The sequence below is a fragment of the Brevundimonas sp. genome, assembly GCF_044239655.1.
Lineage (GTDB): Bacteria > Pseudomonadota > Alphaproteobacteria > Caulobacterales > Caulobacteraceae > Brevundimonas.
Window position 1 is genome coordinate 14,698 of the sequence record NZ_JBIIAY010000013.1, and the last position, 17,147, is coordinate 31,844.

Consider the following 17,147-nt stretch of genomic DNA (forward strand, 5'->3'; position numbering starts at 1 on the left):
TCCCGGCCATGCGTGACCCCGAAGACGCGTCATCGATCAGGCCAGGTCGCCGACCGCCGCGTCCAGAAGCATGAAGGCCCGGCCCGCGTCCGTCGCCAATGCCCCCAGCACGCCGGAGGCATCCCCCGTCCGGGCCGAACCCGACAGCTTCTGGGAAAAGGCGCGGACATAGCGTTCGGCGTCGGAGCGCAGCTCGGGATCGCTCATCACCCGGCGCGAGACGCTGCGCACAGCGGCGGGAGCCACGCGGCGGACGATCTGGCGCGCCCGGTCGGGATCGCGCTCGGCGAAGGCGACGGCGGCCTCCTCGACCCGCGAACGGGGCAGCAAGGCATTGGGATCGACCCCCATGCGGCGGATGGCGGCCGTGATCCGGTCGGCCATGGCGTCGGCGTCGGACGGCATGACGGGCTGATCCAGGTCGAGCGGCACCTCGGGCTCGGCCCCGCCACTGACCAGATCGCTCCAGTCGAGACGGTCGGGGGTCGCCGCCGGCGGAGCCCGCCGCGTCTGCTCCTCGGTCGGCTCCAGGCGCAGGCGCCCGCGCAGGCCGAAACCGCGATCCTCGTCCGCGCGACCCGGTCGCTGACGCGGCTCGTCCGATGCCAGCGCCGGTGGCGATGCGGCGCGGCGTGACGCAGGCGTTTCGCCCGAGACGACGCCCATCAGACGGACGGCCTCGGTCAGCATGTCGTAGTTGCGGCGCACCCGTTCCTGGAAGCCGACGTCCAGGGCCTCGGTGTCCTCGGCGGCCTTGCGCGAGGCGGCGGCCAGGGCCGCCAGACCGTCCTCGACCGTGGCGCGCACGGCCTCGGCGCGGGCGCGGGCTTCTTCCGGCAGGCGCGCCGAGCGTTCGTCGAGATCGGAGATGGCGGCATCGACCTGGCCCAGGGCCGCGATCATCCGGTCCATGGTCTGGTCCAGCTTCTGGATGGCGCGCTGGCCGGCCTCGTCGACCAGACCGGCCGTCTCGCCGACGATGCGGCGGGCACCTTCGATGCGCGAATCGGCCGCCTGATCGGCCTTCTGGGCGGCATCGAACAGGGCTTCGCCGAGGCGGTCGGCCCGAAGCTGGGCCTGGGCGGCGGCATCGGCGGCGGCCGCGCGGCTGTCCTCGGCGGTGGCCTTGAGGGCGTCCAGCGCCCGACGCGTTTCCTCGATCAGGGTCTCGCGCGCCTCGGCCGCCAGGGCCTCGAAGCGGTCGAGCGAGACCTTCGTGGCGGCGTCGAAGCCGTCGGCCTCGCGCTGGGACATGTCGACCAGGGCGCGGAACTGGTCCGTCGCCGCCTCGACCAGATCCTTGAGGGCGTCGGCCGACCGGGCCGAAGTGTCGCCCAGTTCGCCGGTCACCGCACGGGCGGCGTCGATCTGTTCGGTCAGCTGGGCGCGCTGGCTTTCGACCTGGGCGGAGAAGTCTTCCTGATCGGTACGCAGGGCGTATGCGGCCGTGACCAGGGCGGCGCGCTGCTGGCTGAGGCCCTCTTCCACGGACTGGATCTGTTCGGAAACGCCGGTGCCGGCGTTCTCGAGCCGCAGGGTCTGGCGGGCCAGGTCGTCGGCGGCCAGGCGGGCGGCGTCCTGGGCCTCGACGGCGGCGGCGGCGAGGTCGGCGGCGCGGGCGGCCAGCGCCGTCTCGGCCTCGCGCAACTGGGTCTGGGCCAGGTCCGACGCATCGACCACCATGCGCGACTGACGCTCGACCGCGTCGATCACCCCGGCCGACTGGGTGTCGAGGTGCAGGCCCAGGGTCTGCATCTGGTCCCGTTCACGACCGAGCGTCTCGGACAGGCGACGCGCGGTGCGACCGGCGGCCTCGGCGGCCTCGTTCAGTCGCCCGGTCTCCTGGACCAGGACTTCGCGCAGCAGGCTCAGGTCGTTGCGGGCCCGTTCGGCCGCCAGGGCCGCCTGGTCGATGTCGTTGCGCAGGGTCAACAGCACCTGTCCGGTCTGTTGCGCGGCCAGCGCCGTCGGCGCGACCAGTGCCTCGGCCAGGCTGCGCGCACGCCGGGTCTCGGCCGCGAGGCCCGCGCCCTGACGCACCGACTGGGCCAGCAGCAGGGCGAGCCCGGCGGGCAAAAGCGCGATCATGACATAGAGGGCGACCCGCAGGGGATCGAGTGCGGCGGCGCCCGACCCGAACTCATAGGCGGCCCAGGATGCGACCCCGCCGACCCAGAGGGCAGAGGCCAGACCGGCCATCAGATAGGCATGGCGGCCTCCCACGACAGGTTCCAGGGCGACACGCGTCGTGGACGGTGCCGGCGCGGTCGGTGGCGGGGCCTCCGCGAAGGCGGCCGGCGGCGCATCGGCGCTCTCGGCGAACTGAGGCGTCACGGTCGGCGACAGATCAGGATAGGGCGAGAGATCTTCGATCGGCGGCGCGGGCGGCAGATCGGGTTCGGACCGCACGGCGCGCATCTCGGCCTGACGCTGTTCCTCCAGCAGGCGTCGGCGACGACGTTCCGACAGGGGCGGTGGCGGCGAAGGATCGGGGATCGGCTCGGGTGACACCGCTTCATCTGCAACAGGCAGATCGAGGTCAAACGCTTCGGCCGCATGCGTCGGCTCGACCGCCGTGGGTTCGGGATCGGACAGATTCAGCGGCGGCCGGTGGCGGGATTTCATGAAGCGTCGGTCTCGGATCACGTCGTCCGCGGCCGGGGAGTCCCGCGGGGGCAAGTGAACCCTAACGACTCATGGCCCGTCCGCAAAGCGCGCGACGCGATTCAGCAGCGTGAGGATGACTTTTGCGAGTCGGGGTTCGCCGCAGACGGCGGACAGTCCTGAAGACGATGCACCTCGCGGTCCGGTGCCTTGGGCGGATGCATGTCCACGCCGAACTGCGACAGGGCGGCCGCGGCCAGCAGGGCGATGAAGCCGGCAAGCAATTCGATCAACGCCTGCATCGCCCCTCGCCTCTTGTTCCAACCCCTCGACGGGTTCGCTTATGCGCTCAAAATCGCTGCGAGACAAATCACCGATTGTTGGCGACGCGCCCGGCAAACGGAAGCCCGGGGGATCGCAGACCTGGCGATACCGGGGGCACTTGTCACGGAAATCATGCATAGACGATCCATGCCGACGACCGAGCCCGAACAAGAGGACAGCCTGCTGCGGCCGGGCGAGACCGTCTGGCGCGTGGAGGCGGCCGATCGGTTCGCAGTGCTGATGGAAAACGGCGTCTATTTCGACGCCCTGGCCTCGGCGATCTCCAAGGCCCAGAGGTCGATCGTCCTGCTGGGCTGGCAGTTCGATCCGCGCACCCGGCTGGATCCCCTGACCCGGGCAGGCGACCGGCAGGCCGAGATCGGGCATCAACTCAGGAAGCTGGTGCGGTCCCGGCCCGACCTCGATATCCGACTGCTGATCTGGAAATCGCCGCTGCTGATCGCGGCCTCGCAAGGCTTCTATCCGCACAAGGCCCAGCGCTGGTTCAGGAAGCGGATGGTCGAGTTCCGCCTCGACAGCCCGGGCCCCATCGGCGCCTGTCACCACCAGAAGGTCGTGGTCATCGACGACCGGATCGCCTTCTGCGGCGGCGGCGACGTGTCGACCGACCGGTGGGATTCCGATCAGCATCTGGACGAGGACCCCCGCCGCTGCCAGCCCTCGGGCCTGTTCAGCGCGCCCCGGCACGAAACCATGTGCGTCATGGACGGGGCGGCGGCGCGGGCGCTCGGTGACCTGGCCCGCGAGCGGTGGTTCCGGGCGACCTGGGAGCGCACCGTGCCCGACGTCACCGATAACGACCCGTGGCCCGACGGCGTCGAGCCGGTCATGCGCGACGTTCCGATCGGTATCGCCCGCACCGAGCCGAAATGGGGCGGGCGAGGCGAGGTGCGCGAGAACGAGGCCCTGCATCTGGCGGCCATCAAACGCGCCAAGAAGCTGATCTATATGGAGAACCAGTACTTCACCTCGCCCGCCATCGCCGAGGCTTTGGCGGCGCGGCTGTGTGAGGACGACGGACCCGAGATCGTGCTGGTCTCGACCGGCAACTCGCCGAGCTGGTTCGACAAGATGACCATGGACACGGCGCGGTCGGAGGTCTTGTTCCGGCTCGAGGCGGCCGATCACAACCACCGCTTCTTCGCCTTCGCGCCCCGTACCCGACGCGGTGCCCGGATCATCGTCCACGCCAAGGTGACGGTCATCGACGACGAGGTCCTGCGGATCGGCTCGACCAACCTGAACAACCGCTCGATGGGGCTGGATACCGAGTGCGATATCGCCGTCGTCCCGACCGATGCCGCCGGCCGTACCGAGATCCGCAATTTCCGCCAGCGCTCGATCAGCCACTTCCTCGGCATCACGCCTGAAATCTTTGCGGCGGCCGAGGCGGTGATGGGCTCGGTCGGGCGCGCGATCGTCGATTTCGACACGGGCCGGATGGAGGTTCTGGGCGCGTCCGCGCCGTCGGCGGTCGAGCGCTTCATCGCCGAATGGCAGCTGGGAGATCCGTCGTCGTCGAGCAATGCCTGGCGACCTTGGAAGCGGCGCAATCCGTCGCAACGCGGCCAGGGCGGTCAGCTGGATCGGCTGGGCAAACGCTAGGACACGATCTCGAAATCGATCACCAGGGGCAGGTGGTCCGACGCGATCCGCGCCAGCGGCGAGAACGGGGCCGTGACGGCTGTGACCCTGATTTCCGGGCTGACGAAGGCGTGGTCGATGCGGATGGCCGGAAAGCCTGACGGAAAGGTCTTCACCGTGTTGCGCAGTCCGAGCTGCCTCTGACAGTCGGCCAGCCGCCGCGTCAGGGTCTGATACGGCCGAGTCAGCGACGTCGCATTGAAATCGCCGGTCAGGATGGTCGGCCCCGTGCAGCGCGGATCGCCCAGCCAGTCCTTGCCGGCAAGCGCCATCGCCTGAAGCCGCTGCTCGCGAGGCACCAGGCCCAGATGGGTGTTGATGACGTTCAACGTCGCGCCGTCGATCTCGATCGCGGCCCAGATCGCACCGCGCGGCTCCAGCCCCGGTATGCCCCGGATGGTCGGCAGGGCCCCCTTTCGGATCAGGGTCTCAGGCCAGCGGGTCAGCAGGGCGTCGCCGTATTCCTCGGCCTCGACCCGCATGGCGGCGTTGAAATGAACGCTCATCGCCAGGCCGTCTGCGATCGACTGGGCCTGATCGACCATGCCGGTGCGGGCACGACCGACGTCCAGTTCCTGAAGACAGACGATGTCGGGTTCGTACTCGGCGATGACGCCGACGATGCGGGCCACGTCCAGACGCCGATCCGTGCCGACGCACCGGTGGACATTGTAGGTCAACAGGCGGGGCATATCGGTCCTGTGATCGGCACGCGCGTCGTCTAGAGGATATCGCCGGACAAGGCGAGCGGCCCGTCGGGTTCAGATTTCGACCAGCCGGTTCGACAGATGATCGGCCTCCAGCGCCTCGGGCGGGAAATGCTCGGCGAGGACCGCGCCGACCTGGGCGATCGCGGTCTCGAACCCCTCGGCCGGCCGGCCGGCACGCAGGGCGATGGTCAGGGCATCGACAGCCTGAACCCAGACGGCGGCATCGACCCGCTCATGGATGCCGGCGTCGGCGACGATCTCGACCTGCCGGTCCTCCAGCGCCGCGAAGATCAGCACGCCGGTCCTGAGCGGCGTATTGTGCAGGCCGTGGGCCAGGACCTGCTGCATCGCCGCTCGCCGCACCCTGGCGCGGCGCACCATGCGGGGCGTCACCAGACGCCTGATCACCGGGATGCAGGTCAACAGAAAGACCGCCACGAAGACGGCGGCCTGGACCACCGCATAGGCCGCCAGGGCCCGGCCGACGGTCAGGTCACGCGCGGCCATATGCGCCGACTCCCAGCTGTCGGCCACGCCCGGCACCCAGGCGGGATCGAACCCCAGCGGGATCAGCAGCATCGGCAGGATCAGCGCCGCCGCCGCCGCCCAGCCCAGGCTGACGTCGCGATAGGACGAGACGCGGTGGGCCAGCACGCAGAATACCTCGCCCGAGGTATTCCCCTCGGCAGCGTTGATCGCCGCGGTGATCCTGGCGTGGTCGTCGCGGGTCAATAAGGTCACCATCCGCCCGATGCGCCCCCGCCGCCGAAACTGCCGCCACCGCCGCTGAACCCGCCGCCGCCGCCGAAGCTTCCGCCGCTGAATCCACCGCCACCGGATCGCCCGCCCCCACTCCGGCTGAGGGCGTCGAGCGCCGTCCAGACCAGGATCGGCCCGACCCCGCCGCGCCGCTTGCGTCCACCGGCCTTCGAAGCGCGGGCCAGCCCCATGAGAATGAAGAGGAAGACCAGTGCGACCACGATCATCGGTCCGACGGGAAACTCCGCCTCCTCGTCGGCCACCGCCGCCACACGCGCCTGGGCGGCCTCGGGATCGAGCCTCAGCTGGCCGTCGATCGCATCGACACCGGCGTTGATCCCGCGCTCGAACCCGCCGACCTTGAATGCTGGCAGGATGTCGTTCTGGATGATCTGGCTGGACAGGGCGTCGGTCAGGACGGGTTCCAGCCCATAGCCGACCTCTATCCGCACCTTGCGCTCTTCGGGTGCCACGATCAGCAGGACACCCTTGTCGGTCTCGGCAGCGCCGATGCCCCAGTGCCGGCCGAGCCGGTATCCGTAGTCCTCGATCTCATAGCCTTGCAGCCCGGCCACGGTGACCACCACCAGCTGCGCGCCGGTGTCCGTCTCCAGCGATGCCAGCCGGGCCGACAGGGCGGTCTCGGCCTCGGGGGACAGGAGACGGCCTTCATCGACGACACGGCCGCTCAGCGCGGGGAAGGTCGGATCGGCCAGGGCTCGACCGGGCACAACGACCGCAAACAGCAGGCCCAGCAGCAGCGCCAGGACCGCCAGAGGTCTGGCTGCGAAACTCACTGGGCGGGCGCGGCGGTCGGTGCGGTTGCCGTGGGCCCGACATTGAAGTTGACGGTCGGCGCGGTCTCCGCGCCCGGTGCCGCCACGAACAACTGCATGGGCTCCGAGCCGGAGTGCAGCGTCTTGGCCCAGATCACATTCGGGAAGGTCCGCAGGGTCGTGTTATAGTCCCGCACGGCCTCGTTGTAGTCGCGCCGCGCGATGGTGATGCGGTTCTCGGTCCCTTCGAGCTGGGACTGCAACTGCACGAAATTCTGGTTCGACTGGATCTGGGGATAGGCTTCGACCGTGGCCAGCAGGCGCGACAGGGCCCCCGACAGCTGGCCCTGCGCCGCCTGGAACGCCTGGAAGGCGGCAGGGTTGGTCAGGGTCTCCGGGGTCACGGTCACCGATGTGGCCCGGGCACGGGCCTCGATGACCTGGGTCAGGGTGGTGCGTTCGGCGATGGCCGCGCCCTGGACCACCGCAACCAGGTTGGGGATCAGGTCGGCGCGCCGCTGGTACTGGCTCTGAAGATCGGCCCAGGCGGCCTGGGCTCGCTCTTCCTTGGTCGGAATGGTGTTGTAGCCGCATCCCGAGAGGGACACGCCCGCCAGGACCGCGACCGCGATCGGTGCCGTCACCCGATGTCTGAACTGAGCCATGGAAGCCTCCCCGGAAGATTTCCGAACGGCCTGACCCGCTCGCCCGCCGACTATCAGCGGATAAGCGTGACGCTTCAAGCGGCCAAGGGTTCCGGCTCGACACCCGCCGATCGACAGGCCGCCGTATAGGTGTTGGCCAGAAGGCAGGCGATGGTCATGGGCCCGACGCCCCCCGGGACGGGCGTGATCCGGCCCGCGACGGCAACGGCCTCATCGAAGGCGACGTCGCCGACGACCCGGGTCTTGCCCTCCGCCGCCTTGACCGGATCTCGCGAGGGGACCCGGTTGATGCCCACGTCGATCACGGCCGCACCGGGCTTGATCCAGTCGCCCCGGATCATCTCGGGCCGACCCACCGCCGCCACCACGATGTCGGCCCCGCGACAGATGGTTGCCAGATCGCGGCTGCGCGAATGGGCGATGGTGACGGTGCAGTTCTCGGCCAGCAGCAGTTGGGCCATCGGCTTGCCGACGATGTTGGACCGCCCGACGATGACCGCGTTCAGGCCCGACAGATCGCCCAGCGCATCCCTGAGCAGCATGACCGAGCCCAGCGGCGTACACGGAACCAGCCCCGGCAGGCCGACCGCCAGCCGCCCCGCATTGACGACGTGAAACCCATCGACGTCCTTGTCCGGATCGATGGCCGACAGCACAGCCTGGGCATCGATGTGACCCGGCAGGGGCAGCTGCACCAGGATGCCGTGAATGCCCGTATCCGCGTTCAACGCCGCGATCATGTCCAGCAGATCGGGCTGGCTGGTGGCTGCATCGAGCCGATGCGTGTCAGACCGCATCCCCGCCTCGCGGGTGCGCTCGCCCTTGTTCCGGACATAGATCTGGCTGGCCGGATCGTCGCCGACGATGACCACCGCAAGCCCCGGACGCACCCCATGGTCGGCCGACAGCCGCGCCGCCGCAGCCGTCACGCGCTCGACCAGGCGTCCGGCGAAGGCCTTGCCGTCGATGATCGTCGCGCGCCCGTCGATTTCGGTCATTTCTCAGGGGTCCGTCAGGTTTCGTTCAGGTCCGGGCGATTTACAGTGGCCTCTGTTCGGCGTCTATGTGGCGGCGACATTCAGGGGGATTCCATGCGTCGCTTCGTCTTTGCCGCCACCGTCAGCGCGGCCGCCCTTCTGGCTGGGGGCGCGTTCGCCCAGTCGACGCCCCAACTCCGCGTCGGCGGCGATGTGTCGGGCACTCTTGACGACGGCGACGCCACCTTCGGCACCGAAGACACCGGCCAGCACCGCTACGACGACTACAAGATCAATGCGCGTCGCGGCCAGCGGCTCGAGGCGGTGATGCGCTCCGACGCGTTCGACGCCTATCTGCAGGTTTTCGCCGCGGGTCAGGAAGGCCCTGACGGCCAATCGCTGGCCGAGGACGACGACGGACTGGGCGAAGGTACCCATTCGCGGCTGCGCTTCGTGGCCCCGGCCAACGGAACCTACACCCTGCGCGCCCGAACCCTGTCAGGACTGGAAGGCGGTGCCTACACCCTTTCGCTGGCCCAGCGCCGCCCGGCTCCTCGCGCCCCGCGCCCGACCGGCATTCGCCTGGGCTCTGAGGTCGAGGGCTCGCTTTCGACCCGTGATCCGGAAGCCGAGGACGACGCCGGCCGTTATGACGCCTATGCCTTCCGCGCCGCCGAGGGCCAGAGGTTCGCCATCAGCCTGAACGCCGACGATTTCGATCCCGTAGTGCGCGTGGGCCAGATGACCGGCGGCTCGTTCGTCGAGAGCGCCTTCAACGATGACGGCGTCGGCATCGAGCTGAACTCCTACCTGATCTTCACGGCACCACGGGCCGGCGAATACGTCATCCGCGCCATGGCGCTCGGATCCGACGGCCTCGGCGACTATACGATCAAGCTCGACAACGCCCCACCGCCCCTGGCCGCAACCCCGCTGGCGATCGGGTCCAGCGCCGAGGGCGAACTTTCCGCCGATGATGGGGTCAACGACGGCGGCGCCCGCGCCGATGCCTATTCGTTCACGGCCGCTGCCGGTCAGCGGATCGACGCCACCCTGAACGCCGACGCCTTCGACGCCTATCTGGAGCTGTTCAACGCCGCCGGCGAAAGCATCGACCAGGACGACGACGGCGGGGAAGAGGGCACCAACTCGCGCCTGATCGCAACCCTGGCCGAGGCCGGAACCTATACGCTCCAGGTCCGCTCGACCGGCGACGTCACGACCGGTGCCTACACCGTTGCCCTGGCCGAGGCCGCGCCTGAACCCGCGCCGACCCCCCTGCCCTTCGCCACCGTGACCCAGGGCGAGATCGAAGCCGGCGGTGCGCGCGACGACGACGGTCGCGGCTATGACACCTACGCCTTCTCCGGTGCCGCAGGCGCGCGGGTCCAGGTCGTGATGCGTTCGGGCGATTTCGACGCCTACCTGCAGATTTCCAGGGCGGGAGCGTTCGAGCCTCTCGGCTCCGACGATGACGGCCTGGGCGAAGGCACCGATTCGCGCCTCAACTTCATCCTGCCCGAGGCCGGCGACTATGTGATCCGCGCCTCGCCGCTCGGGTCCGAGGAGAAGGGCCTGTATTCGATCGAACTGACCGACCGGGGTCCGCAGCCCGAACCGGGCAGCATCCTGATCGGTGCCACAGCACGCGGAACGCTCGACGACAGTGACGGCCTGGCCGACGACGGGTCCTATTTCGACGCCTATGCGGTCGAGGTGGCCGAGGGCGACAAGCTGAACATCACCCTTGTCTCCAACGATTTCGATGCCTTCCTGGACATCGGCCAGGACAAGGACGGCACCTGGACCAGCGTCACCACCGACGACGACGGCCTGTCGGACACCCATGCCAAGGTCGAATGGACGGTCGAGGAGGCGGGCACCTATGTCATCCGCGCCCGCAGCTTCGCCATGGGCCAGACCGGGGCCTATGCCCTGACGGTCGAACGCCGGCCCTAGAGTGTGATCGGACGTGGCGGAATCGCAGCGTGGTTCCGCCGACACGGCTTACCAGGGCTTGCGAACCCGCCGCCCCCTAGCCTCGCGTACGGCCGCCATGCTCCGGTGCGGAGCACTGACCGTTCGATCCCGTGGCCATGGTGCCGCAGGGTGGCGTGCAGCGAGAGGAGTCGCGGCATAGCTCATCGGTGCTCGGGAACGGATCGACGCTCGAACAGGCCGTCAGGATGAGGCTCGCTCCAAGGGCCAGCAGCAGGCGCATCGTCATCTCCATTGCGCCGGATCGCGCGCGGACTGCAGCCTCGCGCGGTTGCGAAGAAGTCGCGCCCTTCCGTTTCTGACGCGCTCCGGCTGTTACAATGCGTGACAGCGCGCGCGACCGCCGCTACAGGTTTCGCCAAACAAAACAGAACATCAGGGGTCTTCACCATGGCGCGCATCACGCTGCGACAGCTTCTCGATCACGCGGCCGAGTTCGAGTACGGACTGCCGGCCTACAACATCAACAACATGGAACAGGGTCTGGCGATCATGGAGGCGGCCGAAGAGGTCAACGCCCCCGTCATCATCCAGGCCTCGCGCGGTGCCCGCAGCTACGCCAACGACATCATCCTGGCCAAGCTGATCGACGGCCTGGCCGAGCTCTATCCGCACATCCCGGTCTGCATGCACCAGGACCACGGCAACGGCCCGGCGACCTGCGCTACCGCCATCCAGTACGGCTTTACCTCGGTGATGATGGACGGCTCGCTGGAAGAGGACGCCAAGACCCCCGCCAGCTATGAATACAATGTCGAGGTCACGCGCCGCGTCACCCAGATGGCCCACAGCTGCGGCGTATCGGTCGAGGGGGAACTGGGCGTTCTGGGCTCGCTGGAGACCGGCATGGGCGAGGCCGAGGATGGCCATGGCTTCGAGGGCAAGCTGGATCACTCGGCTCTACTGACCGACCCGGACCAGGCCGTGGACTTCGTCCGCGAGACCCAGGTCGATGCCTTGGCCATCGCCATGGGCACCTCGCACGGAGCCTACAAGTTCAGCAGGAAGCCCGACGGCGAGGTCCTGGCCATGAACGTGATCGAGGAAATCCACCGCCGCCTGCCCGACACCCACCTGGTCATGCACGGCTCATCTTCGGTGCCGCAGGACCTGCAGGACATCATCAACCAGTACGGCGGCCAGATGCCCCAGACCTGGGGTGTGCCGGTCGAGGAAATCCAGCGCGGCATCAAACACGGCGTGCGCAAGATCAACATCGACACCGACAACCGCATGGCCATCACCGGCGCGATCAGGAAGGTCTTCGCCGAAAAGCCGGGCGAGTTCGATCCCCGCGCCTATCTGAAGCCCGCCAAGGAGGCCATGCGCAAGGTCTGCAAGCAGCGCTTCCAGGAGTTCGGCTGCGAGGGCATGGCGTCGAAGATCACGCCCCTGTCGACCGCGACCATGGCCAAACGCTATGCCTCGGGCGAACTGAACCCGCATTTCGGCAAGGCCGCAGCCAAGGCCGCCTGATTGCCCTGACTGTAACCGCCCACCGCGATCGGTGGGCGGGCTGTCCCGACGCGGCTGCACCGCCTAGTATCGGCTGATGCAGGATTCAGCCGACCACGACGACGAGGGCGAAGAGGTTACGGCCTCCCTGATCGTCAAGGTCGGTGCCGGCGCTGCGGGCCTGCGCCTGGACAAGGCCCTCGCCGACGCCGCTCCCGACCTGTCGCGAGCCCGCATCCAGGCCCTGATCGAGGCCGGGGCCGTCAGCCGCGCCGGACGCGTCCTGTCCAACGGATCGGCCAAGGCGGAGCCCGGCGACTACGACGTCATCCTGCCGGCCCTGATCTCGGCGACGCCACTGCCCGAGGCGATCCCGCTGACCGTCCTCTACGAGGATGCCGAGCTGATCGTCATCGACAAGGCTGCCGGCATGGCCGCCCACCCGGCGCCGGGCACGCCGGACGGCACCCTGGTCAACGCCTTGCTGGCCCACTGTGGCGCGTCTCTATCCGGCATCGGCGGCGTGGCGCGACCCGGCATCGTCCATCGACTCGACAAGGACACTTCCGGCGTGATGGTCGCCGCCAAGACCGACCGCGCCCACGCCGGTCTCTCGGCCCTGTTCGCGACCCACGACATCGAACGCACCTACATCGCCCTGGTGCGGGGCATGCCTCTGCCCCGCCTCGGGCGCATCCAGACCCAGATTGGCCGCTCACACGGTGATCGAAAGAAGATGGCGGTTCTGAAGGCCGGTGGGCGTGAGGCAATTACCGACTATGAGGTTCAGAGTGTCTTTGGGTTGGGCCTTCGCCTGACCGACCCGCCCAAGGCCTCCCGCGTGGCCTGTACCCTGCACACCGGCCGAACCCACCAGATCCGGGTGCATATGGCGTCGAAGGGTTCGCCCATCCTCGGCGACGCCGTCTATGGGTCGGGCAGCCCTGCCCTCCCCGTCCGCACCGCCATCGCCGAGGCCGGCCTGACCCGCCAGGCTCTCCACGCCTCGGTTCTCGGCTTCGTCCACCCCGTCACCGGGGAACGACTGCGGTTCGAGACCGAACTTCCGTCCGATATGAAATCGCTGGAGGCACTTCTCGCCTCGCTCTGATCGTCAGGTTCCGGGAGGGGCGTAGAAGCGCGTACGCCGACATCATACGCAGGCGCAAGGAGGCGCGCATGAAGCTGATCCTCGCTCTTACCGCCGCGTCGTCCGCACTGTCGGGGCCTGTTTCGGCACAGCAGCCGTGGGAGCTTGCGACCACGGTGGAACAGGCCATCGCCCGCGCCTTGGCCGACGCCATGGTGCATTCCCGATACGGCCAACCGACATGGGCAGGGTTCGGCGTCCATGGCGGACGCGATATCTACTGGCACCTGGTCGGCCCCACATCCGCCTCGCCCGGGCCCGTGACACGCCGGACCGGCTGGCTGGCCGTAGGTGGCAAGACCGGCTCGGTGGCGGTCTGCGGCGACGCGACGGAAATCAGGGCATTCACGATTTCGGTCGGCGACCTCTGGCTGGACTCTGACGAGGCGATGATGGAGGCCATCACTGCTCGCGAGATGACCACCCAGCTGGTGACGTCCCGGCAATTTACTGCGTTGGACGGGCGCGACGACCGAAACGGCTACTATGGCAACCTGTTGCGGGAGCGGCCGGCCTATCGCGAATGGCGCGTAACACGTCCTGAGTATGCACCCGCAGTCCTGACGGCCCAACGCGCCTGCACGCCGCCTGGAACCCGCAGCGCTACACAATGCTGGATGACGTGGACCCTGTATCGGCGACCAGACTTCAGCCGCGAGACCGGCCTGCCGGGCGAAGTCTGCCCGATCGGACGCTGGCATCGCGAAGTCAGTCTTGATTAAGGACGGACTGTTTGTTATAGGTCCGCATCGGCGTGAGTGGCGCCGGGAACACGGTCACGCTTACGTGTGACGATCCGCCCCTACAATGTGCGGAAACCGATAGCCACTTGACCGGTTGAGGGGTGAGGACGCGGCGCGCATTCGGCGGTCGTATCCGAAGAGCCCGCTCGTTCTACGGGTCGGAGGGACCATCTAATGGCTGCCATGAAATCACTCGCGGTGATGTCGCCTGAGCAAGGCCTGTCGCGCTACCTGACGGAAATCCGCAAGTTTCCGATGTTGACCAAGGACGAGGAGTTCATGCTCGCCAAGCGCTGGTCAGAGCATCAGGACTCCGAAAGCGCCCACCGTCTGGTCACGTCCCATCTGCGCCTGGTGGCCAAGATCGCCATGGGCTATCGCGGCTATGGGCTGCCGATCGGCGAGGTCATTTCCGAAGGCAACGTCGGCCTGATGCAGGCCGTCAAGAAATTCGACCCCGACAAGGGCTTCCGCCTGGCGACCTACGCCATGTGGTGGATCCGCGCCTCGATCCAGGAATACATCCTGCGCAGCTGGTCGCTCGTGAAGATGGGCACCACCGCTGCCCAGAAAAAGCTGTTCTTCAACCTGCGCAAGGCCAAGAGCCAGATCTCGGCCTTCGAGGAAGGCGACCTGCACCCCGAACACCTCTCTGCCATCGCCACCAAGCTGGGCGTGTCGGAGGAAGAGGTCACCAACATGAACCGCCGCCTGTCCGGCGATTCCTCGCTGAACGCCCCGATCCGATCGGACGGCGAGAGCGAGTGGCAGGACTGGCTGGCCGACGACACGGCGGTTTCGCAAGAGACCGCCCTTGCCGACAGCGAGGAAAAGTCCCTGCGCATGGGCCTGCTGCAGGAGGCCATGGGCGAGTTGACCGATCGGGAGAAACATATCCTGACCGAGCGCCGACTGAAGGACGATCCCGTCACGCTCGAGGAACTGGCCGGTGAATATGGTGTGAGCCGCGAGCGCGTGCGGCAGATCGAGGTCCGCGCCTTCGAGAAGCTGCAGAAGGCCATGCGCGCCGCTGCCGAGGAACGAAACCTCATCGACGCCTGAGGCCCACTGGCGGTCAACGTCTCTGCCTCATGCAAGACGAAAGTGACCGCGTAACGAGCGTCGCCACCCTTCTCAGGATGCTCGCGACAGAGGCTCCGGGTCGGCCAGCAGGAGCAGGGCGTTGATCGGGGCCACCAGCGCGGCCTTTGTTGATGTCCCGGCGCGCAACGTGGCTTCCAGCCCGGAGGCAGCGACGGCCAGCTTGGCGTCGGATGTCTTGATGGCCAAGGCTTTCAGGGTCTCTGCCTGGGTGCGAGTCGCGCGGATGGCCTGCAGCGGGTCATTGTCAAACTGGGCCAGAGCGGCGGCAAGAATCCGCATCGCCTGATCCTTGACTGCGATCGCGGCATCGGCAGCCGACGCCGGCTTGTCGGCCTTGCGCTTCTGGGGCCCCGCATATTCGCCTGAGTTGAAGCGCCGACGGTCGGGGCCGACATAGCCGACACCCTCGACCCAGTCGCGCGGCTTGAGGGCCACGTTCTCGACGCGGCGGAACAGGTCGCCTGACGTGAAGGGCTTCCTCAGGAACTCATGGACGCCGCAGTCACGGGCGCCCTTGATCGTACTGGCCGTCGCGTCCGCCGTGACCATGATGACGGGCGCGCGCCGGCTGGGCAGGTTCGACCGCCGCAGCTTGCGCGTGATGTTCTCGCCATTCAGGCGCGGCCCGGTACGTTCCGTAAAGATCAGGCCAGGCTCGATTTCGCGGATCGCCTCCATGACCCGCGCCTCGTCCGTTTCGGTGGCGACCTCGCGCGCGCCCAGGCTCTTCATGAGGTCGACCAGCAGTCGCGCGGACGCCAGGTTCGGATCGGCGATGACGACGCGCTGAATCGACGGGGCGATACGGCTCAGAACACGGGCGTCGGCTGTAAACAAGGGGACCACTCCAGACTGAAGCGTTACCCTTAACCCAAGTCAGTTAAGACCATGTTGAACCGCGTCTTTTCGGCCGGTCAGCCCAGGAACGGGTCCCGCATCATGATGGTGTCGTCACGTTCGGGGCTGGTCGATAGCAGGGCCACGGGGGCCCCGATCAACTCCTCGATCCGCCGGACATATTTGACCGCGTTCGCATTCAGGTCCCGGAAGCTGCGCGCCGAGGCCGTGCTTTCGCTCCAGCCCTCCATCTCCTCGAACACAGGCTCGGCCGCTGCCTGGGCCTTCAGGCTGGACGGCAGATAGTCGACGATCTCGCCGTCGATCCGATAGCCGATGCAGATTTTCAGCGTCTTCAGCCCGTCCAGCACATCCAGCTTGGTCAGGGCGATGCCGTCGATGCCGTTGATCGCCACCGACTGGCGCACCAGCACCGCGTCGAACCAGCCGCAACGGCGTGCGCGCCCGGTGTTGACCCCGACCTCGCGCCCCACGGTCGACAGATGCTCGCCGACCTCGTCGAATAGTTCGCAGGCGAACGGACCCTCGCCGACGCGGGTCGTATAGGCCTTCACGATCCCCAGCACATAGCCGACCCCGCGCGGCCCGATCCCGGACCCCGCCGCCGCCTGCCCCGCCACCGTGTTCGACGACGTCACATAGGGATAGGTGCCGTGGTCCACGTCCAGGAAGGCGCCCTGCGCCCCCTCGAACAGCACCCGCTTGCCGCCCTTGATCGCCTGGTCCAGAACCCGCCACGCTGGCTGGACATAGGGCAGGATCTTCGGCGCGATCTCCAGCAATTGCGCCAGCAGTGCTTCCGGATCGATCGGATCGAGTCCCAGCCCTTGCCGCAGCGGATCGTGGTGCGCCCGCAACCGGTCGATCTTGACCTTCAGGTCTTCGGCATTGGCCAGGTCACAGACCCGGATCGCGCGCCGCCCGACCTTGTCTTCATAGGCCGGGCCGATGCCCCGTCCCGTCGTGCCGATCCTGGCACCCGGCGCGCTCGCCGCCGCCTCACGCGCCACGTCCAAGGCTGGGTGGATGGGCAGAATCAGGCAGGCATTGTCGGCGAGGATCAGCACATCAGGGCTGATCGCCACCCCTTGCGCCTCGATCTTCTCGATCTCTCCGACCAGATGCCAGGGATCGACGACGACGCCGTTGCCGATGATCGACGGCTTGCCCTGAACCACGCCCGAGGGCAGCAGCGCCAGCTTGTAGACCTTGCCGTCCACGACCAGCGTATGGCCGGCGTTATGGCCGCCCTGGAACCGCACGACCATGTCTGCCCGGTTCGACAGCCAATCGACGATCTTGCCCTTGCCCTCGTCGCCCCACTGGGCTCCGACTACCGCCACGTTCGCCAAAGGATTC

At 68.0% G+C, this 17,147-nt stretch carries 15 protein-coding genes; 6 read left to right on the forward strand and 9 right to left on the reverse strand.

Features of this window, described 5'->3' with window-relative positions; genetic code table 11:
* Nucleotides 1-36 precede the first annotated feature (36 nt).
* Together ACILQR_RS03160 and ACILQR_RS03165 are read right to left on the reverse strand one after the other, a co-directional pair.
* Nucleotides 37-2,625, reverse strand: coding sequence for a tipN (locus ACILQR_RS03160; protein ID WP_395650057.1), 2,589 nt, complete (start codon nucleotides 2,623-2,625; stop codon nucleotides 37-39).
* Nucleotides 2,626-2,726: 101 nt separating this feature from the next.
* Nucleotides 2,727-2,906, reverse strand: a complete 180-nt coding sequence (locus tag ACILQR_RS03165; protein WP_395650058.1) for a hypothetical protein — start codon at nucleotides 2,904-2,906, stop codon at nucleotides 2,727-2,729.
* Nucleotides 2,907-3,060: 154 nt separating this feature from the next.
* On the opposite strand from ACILQR_RS03165, the gene ACILQR_RS03170 reads away from it, so the two are divergent.
* Nucleotides 3,061-4,554 carry a phospholipase D-like domain-containing protein gene (locus tag ACILQR_RS03170; protein ID WP_395650059.1) on the forward strand — a complete coding sequence of 498 codons (1,494 nt, stop codon included), beginning with the start codon at nucleotides 3,061-3,063 and terminating at the stop codon, nucleotides 4,552-4,554.
* Here ACILQR_RS03170 and ACILQR_RS03175 read toward each other — a convergent pair.
* The 5 genes from ACILQR_RS03175 to ACILQR_RS03195 all read right to left on the reverse strand — a co-directional run bounded on the left by ACILQR_RS03175 (nucleotide 4,551) and on the right by ACILQR_RS03195 (nucleotide 8,501).
* Complete coding sequence (locus ACILQR_RS03175; protein ID WP_395650060.1) at nucleotides 4,551-5,285, reverse strand: endonuclease/exonuclease/phosphatase family protein; 735 nt, start codon at nucleotides 5,283-5,285, stop codon at nucleotides 4,551-4,553. The two genes, ACILQR_RS03170 and ACILQR_RS03175, sit on opposite strands and share 4 nt — an antisense overlap.
* A 69-nt stretch (nucleotides 5,286-5,354) precedes the next feature.
* A complete protein-coding gene (locus ACILQR_RS03180) occupies nucleotides 5,355-6,047 on the reverse strand; it encodes a TPM domain-containing protein (protein ID WP_395650061.1) in 693 nt (230 codons plus the stop codon).
* On the reverse strand, nucleotides 6,041-6,859 hold the full coding sequence (locus ACILQR_RS03185) for a TPM domain-containing protein (RefSeq protein WP_395650062.1): 819 nt from the start codon (nucleotides 6,857-6,859) through the stop codon (nucleotides 6,041-6,043). Before ACILQR_RS03185 ends, ACILQR_RS03180 begins: the two co-directional genes overlap by 7 nt.
* Nucleotides 6,856-7,503, reverse strand: a complete 648-nt coding sequence (locus tag ACILQR_RS03190; RefSeq protein WP_271145011.1) for a LemA family protein — start codon at nucleotides 7,501-7,503, stop codon at nucleotides 6,856-6,858. Before ACILQR_RS03190 ends, ACILQR_RS03185 begins: the two co-directional genes overlap by 4 nt.
* A 74-nt stretch (nucleotides 7,504-7,577) precedes the next feature.
* Nucleotides 7,578-8,501: a bifunctional methylenetetrahydrofolate dehydrogenase/methenyltetrahydrofolate cyclohydrolase gene (locus tag ACILQR_RS03195; RefSeq protein WP_395650063.1), complete on the reverse strand. Its 924-nt coding sequence runs from the start codon at nucleotides 8,499-8,501 to the stop codon at nucleotides 7,578-7,580.
* Between the two features lie 93 nt (nucleotides 8,502-8,594).
* Between ACILQR_RS03195 and ACILQR_RS03200 the strand changes: the two genes are divergently transcribed.
* The 5 genes from ACILQR_RS03200 (at nucleotide 8,595) to rpoH (ending at nucleotide 14,888) form a co-directional block, all read left to right on the forward strand.
* A complete protein-coding gene (locus ACILQR_RS03200; protein WP_395650064.1) occupies nucleotides 8,595-10,439 on the forward strand; it encodes a PPC domain-containing protein in 1,845 nt (614 codons plus the stop codon).
* 429 nt (nucleotides 10,440-10,868) lie between these two features.
* Nucleotides 10,869-11,954 carry a class II fructose-bisphosphate aldolase gene (fba, locus tag ACILQR_RS03205; protein ID WP_395650065.1) on the forward strand — a complete coding sequence of 362 codons (1,086 nt, stop codon included), beginning with the start codon at nucleotides 10,869-10,871 and terminating at the stop codon, nucleotides 11,952-11,954.
* Between the two features lie 76 nt (nucleotides 11,955-12,030).
* Entirely contained in the window at nucleotides 12,031-13,044 is a 1,014-nt protein-coding gene (locus ACILQR_RS03210) for an RluA family pseudouridine synthase (protein WP_395650066.1), read from the forward strand.
* A gap of 68 nt (nucleotides 13,045-13,112) precedes the next feature.
* Nucleotides 13,113-13,805 carry a hypothetical protein gene (locus ACILQR_RS03215; RefSeq protein ID WP_395650067.1) on the forward strand — a complete coding sequence of 231 codons (693 nt, stop codon included), beginning with the start codon at nucleotides 13,113-13,115 and terminating at the stop codon, nucleotides 13,803-13,805.
* Between the two features lie 195 nt (nucleotides 13,806-14,000).
* The gene (rpoH, locus tag ACILQR_RS03220; RefSeq protein ID WP_395650068.1) at nucleotides 14,001-14,888 is read left to right on the forward strand and encodes an RNA polymerase sigma factor RpoH; all 888 of its coding nucleotides are present in this window, start codon (nucleotides 14,001-14,003) and stop codon (nucleotides 14,886-14,888) included.
* 72 nt (nucleotides 14,889-14,960) lie between these two features.
* Here rpoH and ACILQR_RS03225 read toward each other — a convergent pair whose 3' ends face one another.
* Nucleotides 14,961-15,767, reverse strand: a complete 807-nt coding sequence (locus tag ACILQR_RS03225) for a two-component system response regulator (protein ID WP_395650069.1) — start codon at nucleotides 15,765-15,767, stop codon at nucleotides 14,961-14,963.
* 77 nt (nucleotides 15,768-15,844) lie between these two features.
* A complete protein-coding gene (locus tag ACILQR_RS03230; RefSeq protein WP_271145019.1) occupies nucleotides 15,845-17,140 on the reverse strand; it encodes an adenylosuccinate synthase in 1,296 nt (431 codons plus the stop codon).
* Nucleotides 17,141-17,147: the final 7 nt, after the last annotated feature.

Coding starts and splice junctions, on each gene's coding strand:
- ACILQR_RS03160 (WP_395650057.1), bottom strand. CDS start 2,625: ATGAAATCCCGCCACCGGCCGCCGCTGAATCTGTCCGATCCCGAACCC.
- ACILQR_RS03165 (WP_395650058.1), bottom strand. CDS start 2,906: ATGCAGGCGTTGATCGAATTGCTTGCCGGCTTCATCGCCCTGCTGGCC.
- ACILQR_RS03170 (WP_395650059.1), top strand. CDS start 3,061: ATGCATAGACGATCCATGCCGACGACCGAGCCCGAACAAGAGGACAGC.
- ACILQR_RS03175 (WP_395650060.1), bottom strand. CDS start 5,285: ATGCCCCGCCTGTTGACCTACAATGTCCACCGGTGCGTCGGCACGGAT.
- ACILQR_RS03180 (WP_395650061.1), bottom strand. CDS start 6,047: ATGGTGACCTTATTGACCCGCGACGACCACGCCAGGATCACCGCGGCG.
- ACILQR_RS03190 (WP_271145011.1), bottom strand. CDS start 7,503: ATGGCTCAGTTCAGACATCGGGTGACGGCACCGATCGCGGTCGCGGTC.
- ACILQR_RS03195 (WP_395650063.1), bottom strand. CDS start 8,501: ATGACCGAAATCGACGGGCGCGCGACGATCATCGACGGCAAGGCCTTC.
- ACILQR_RS03200 (WP_395650064.1), top strand. CDS start 8,595: ATGCGTCGCTTCGTCTTTGCCGCCACCGTCAGCGCGGCCGCCCTTCTG.
- fba (WP_395650065.1), top strand. CDS start 10,869: ATGGCGCGCATCACGCTGCGACAGCTTCTCGATCACGCGGCCGAGTTC.
- ACILQR_RS03210 (WP_395650066.1), top strand. CDS start 12,031: ATGCAGGATTCAGCCGACCACGACGACGAGGGCGAAGAGGTTACGGCC.
- ACILQR_RS03215 (WP_395650067.1), top strand. CDS start 13,113: ATGAAGCTGATCCTCGCTCTTACCGCCGCGTCGTCCGCACTGTCGGGG.
- rpoH (WP_395650068.1), top strand. CDS start 14,001: ATGGCTGCCATGAAATCACTCGCGGTGATGTCGCCTGAGCAAGGCCTG.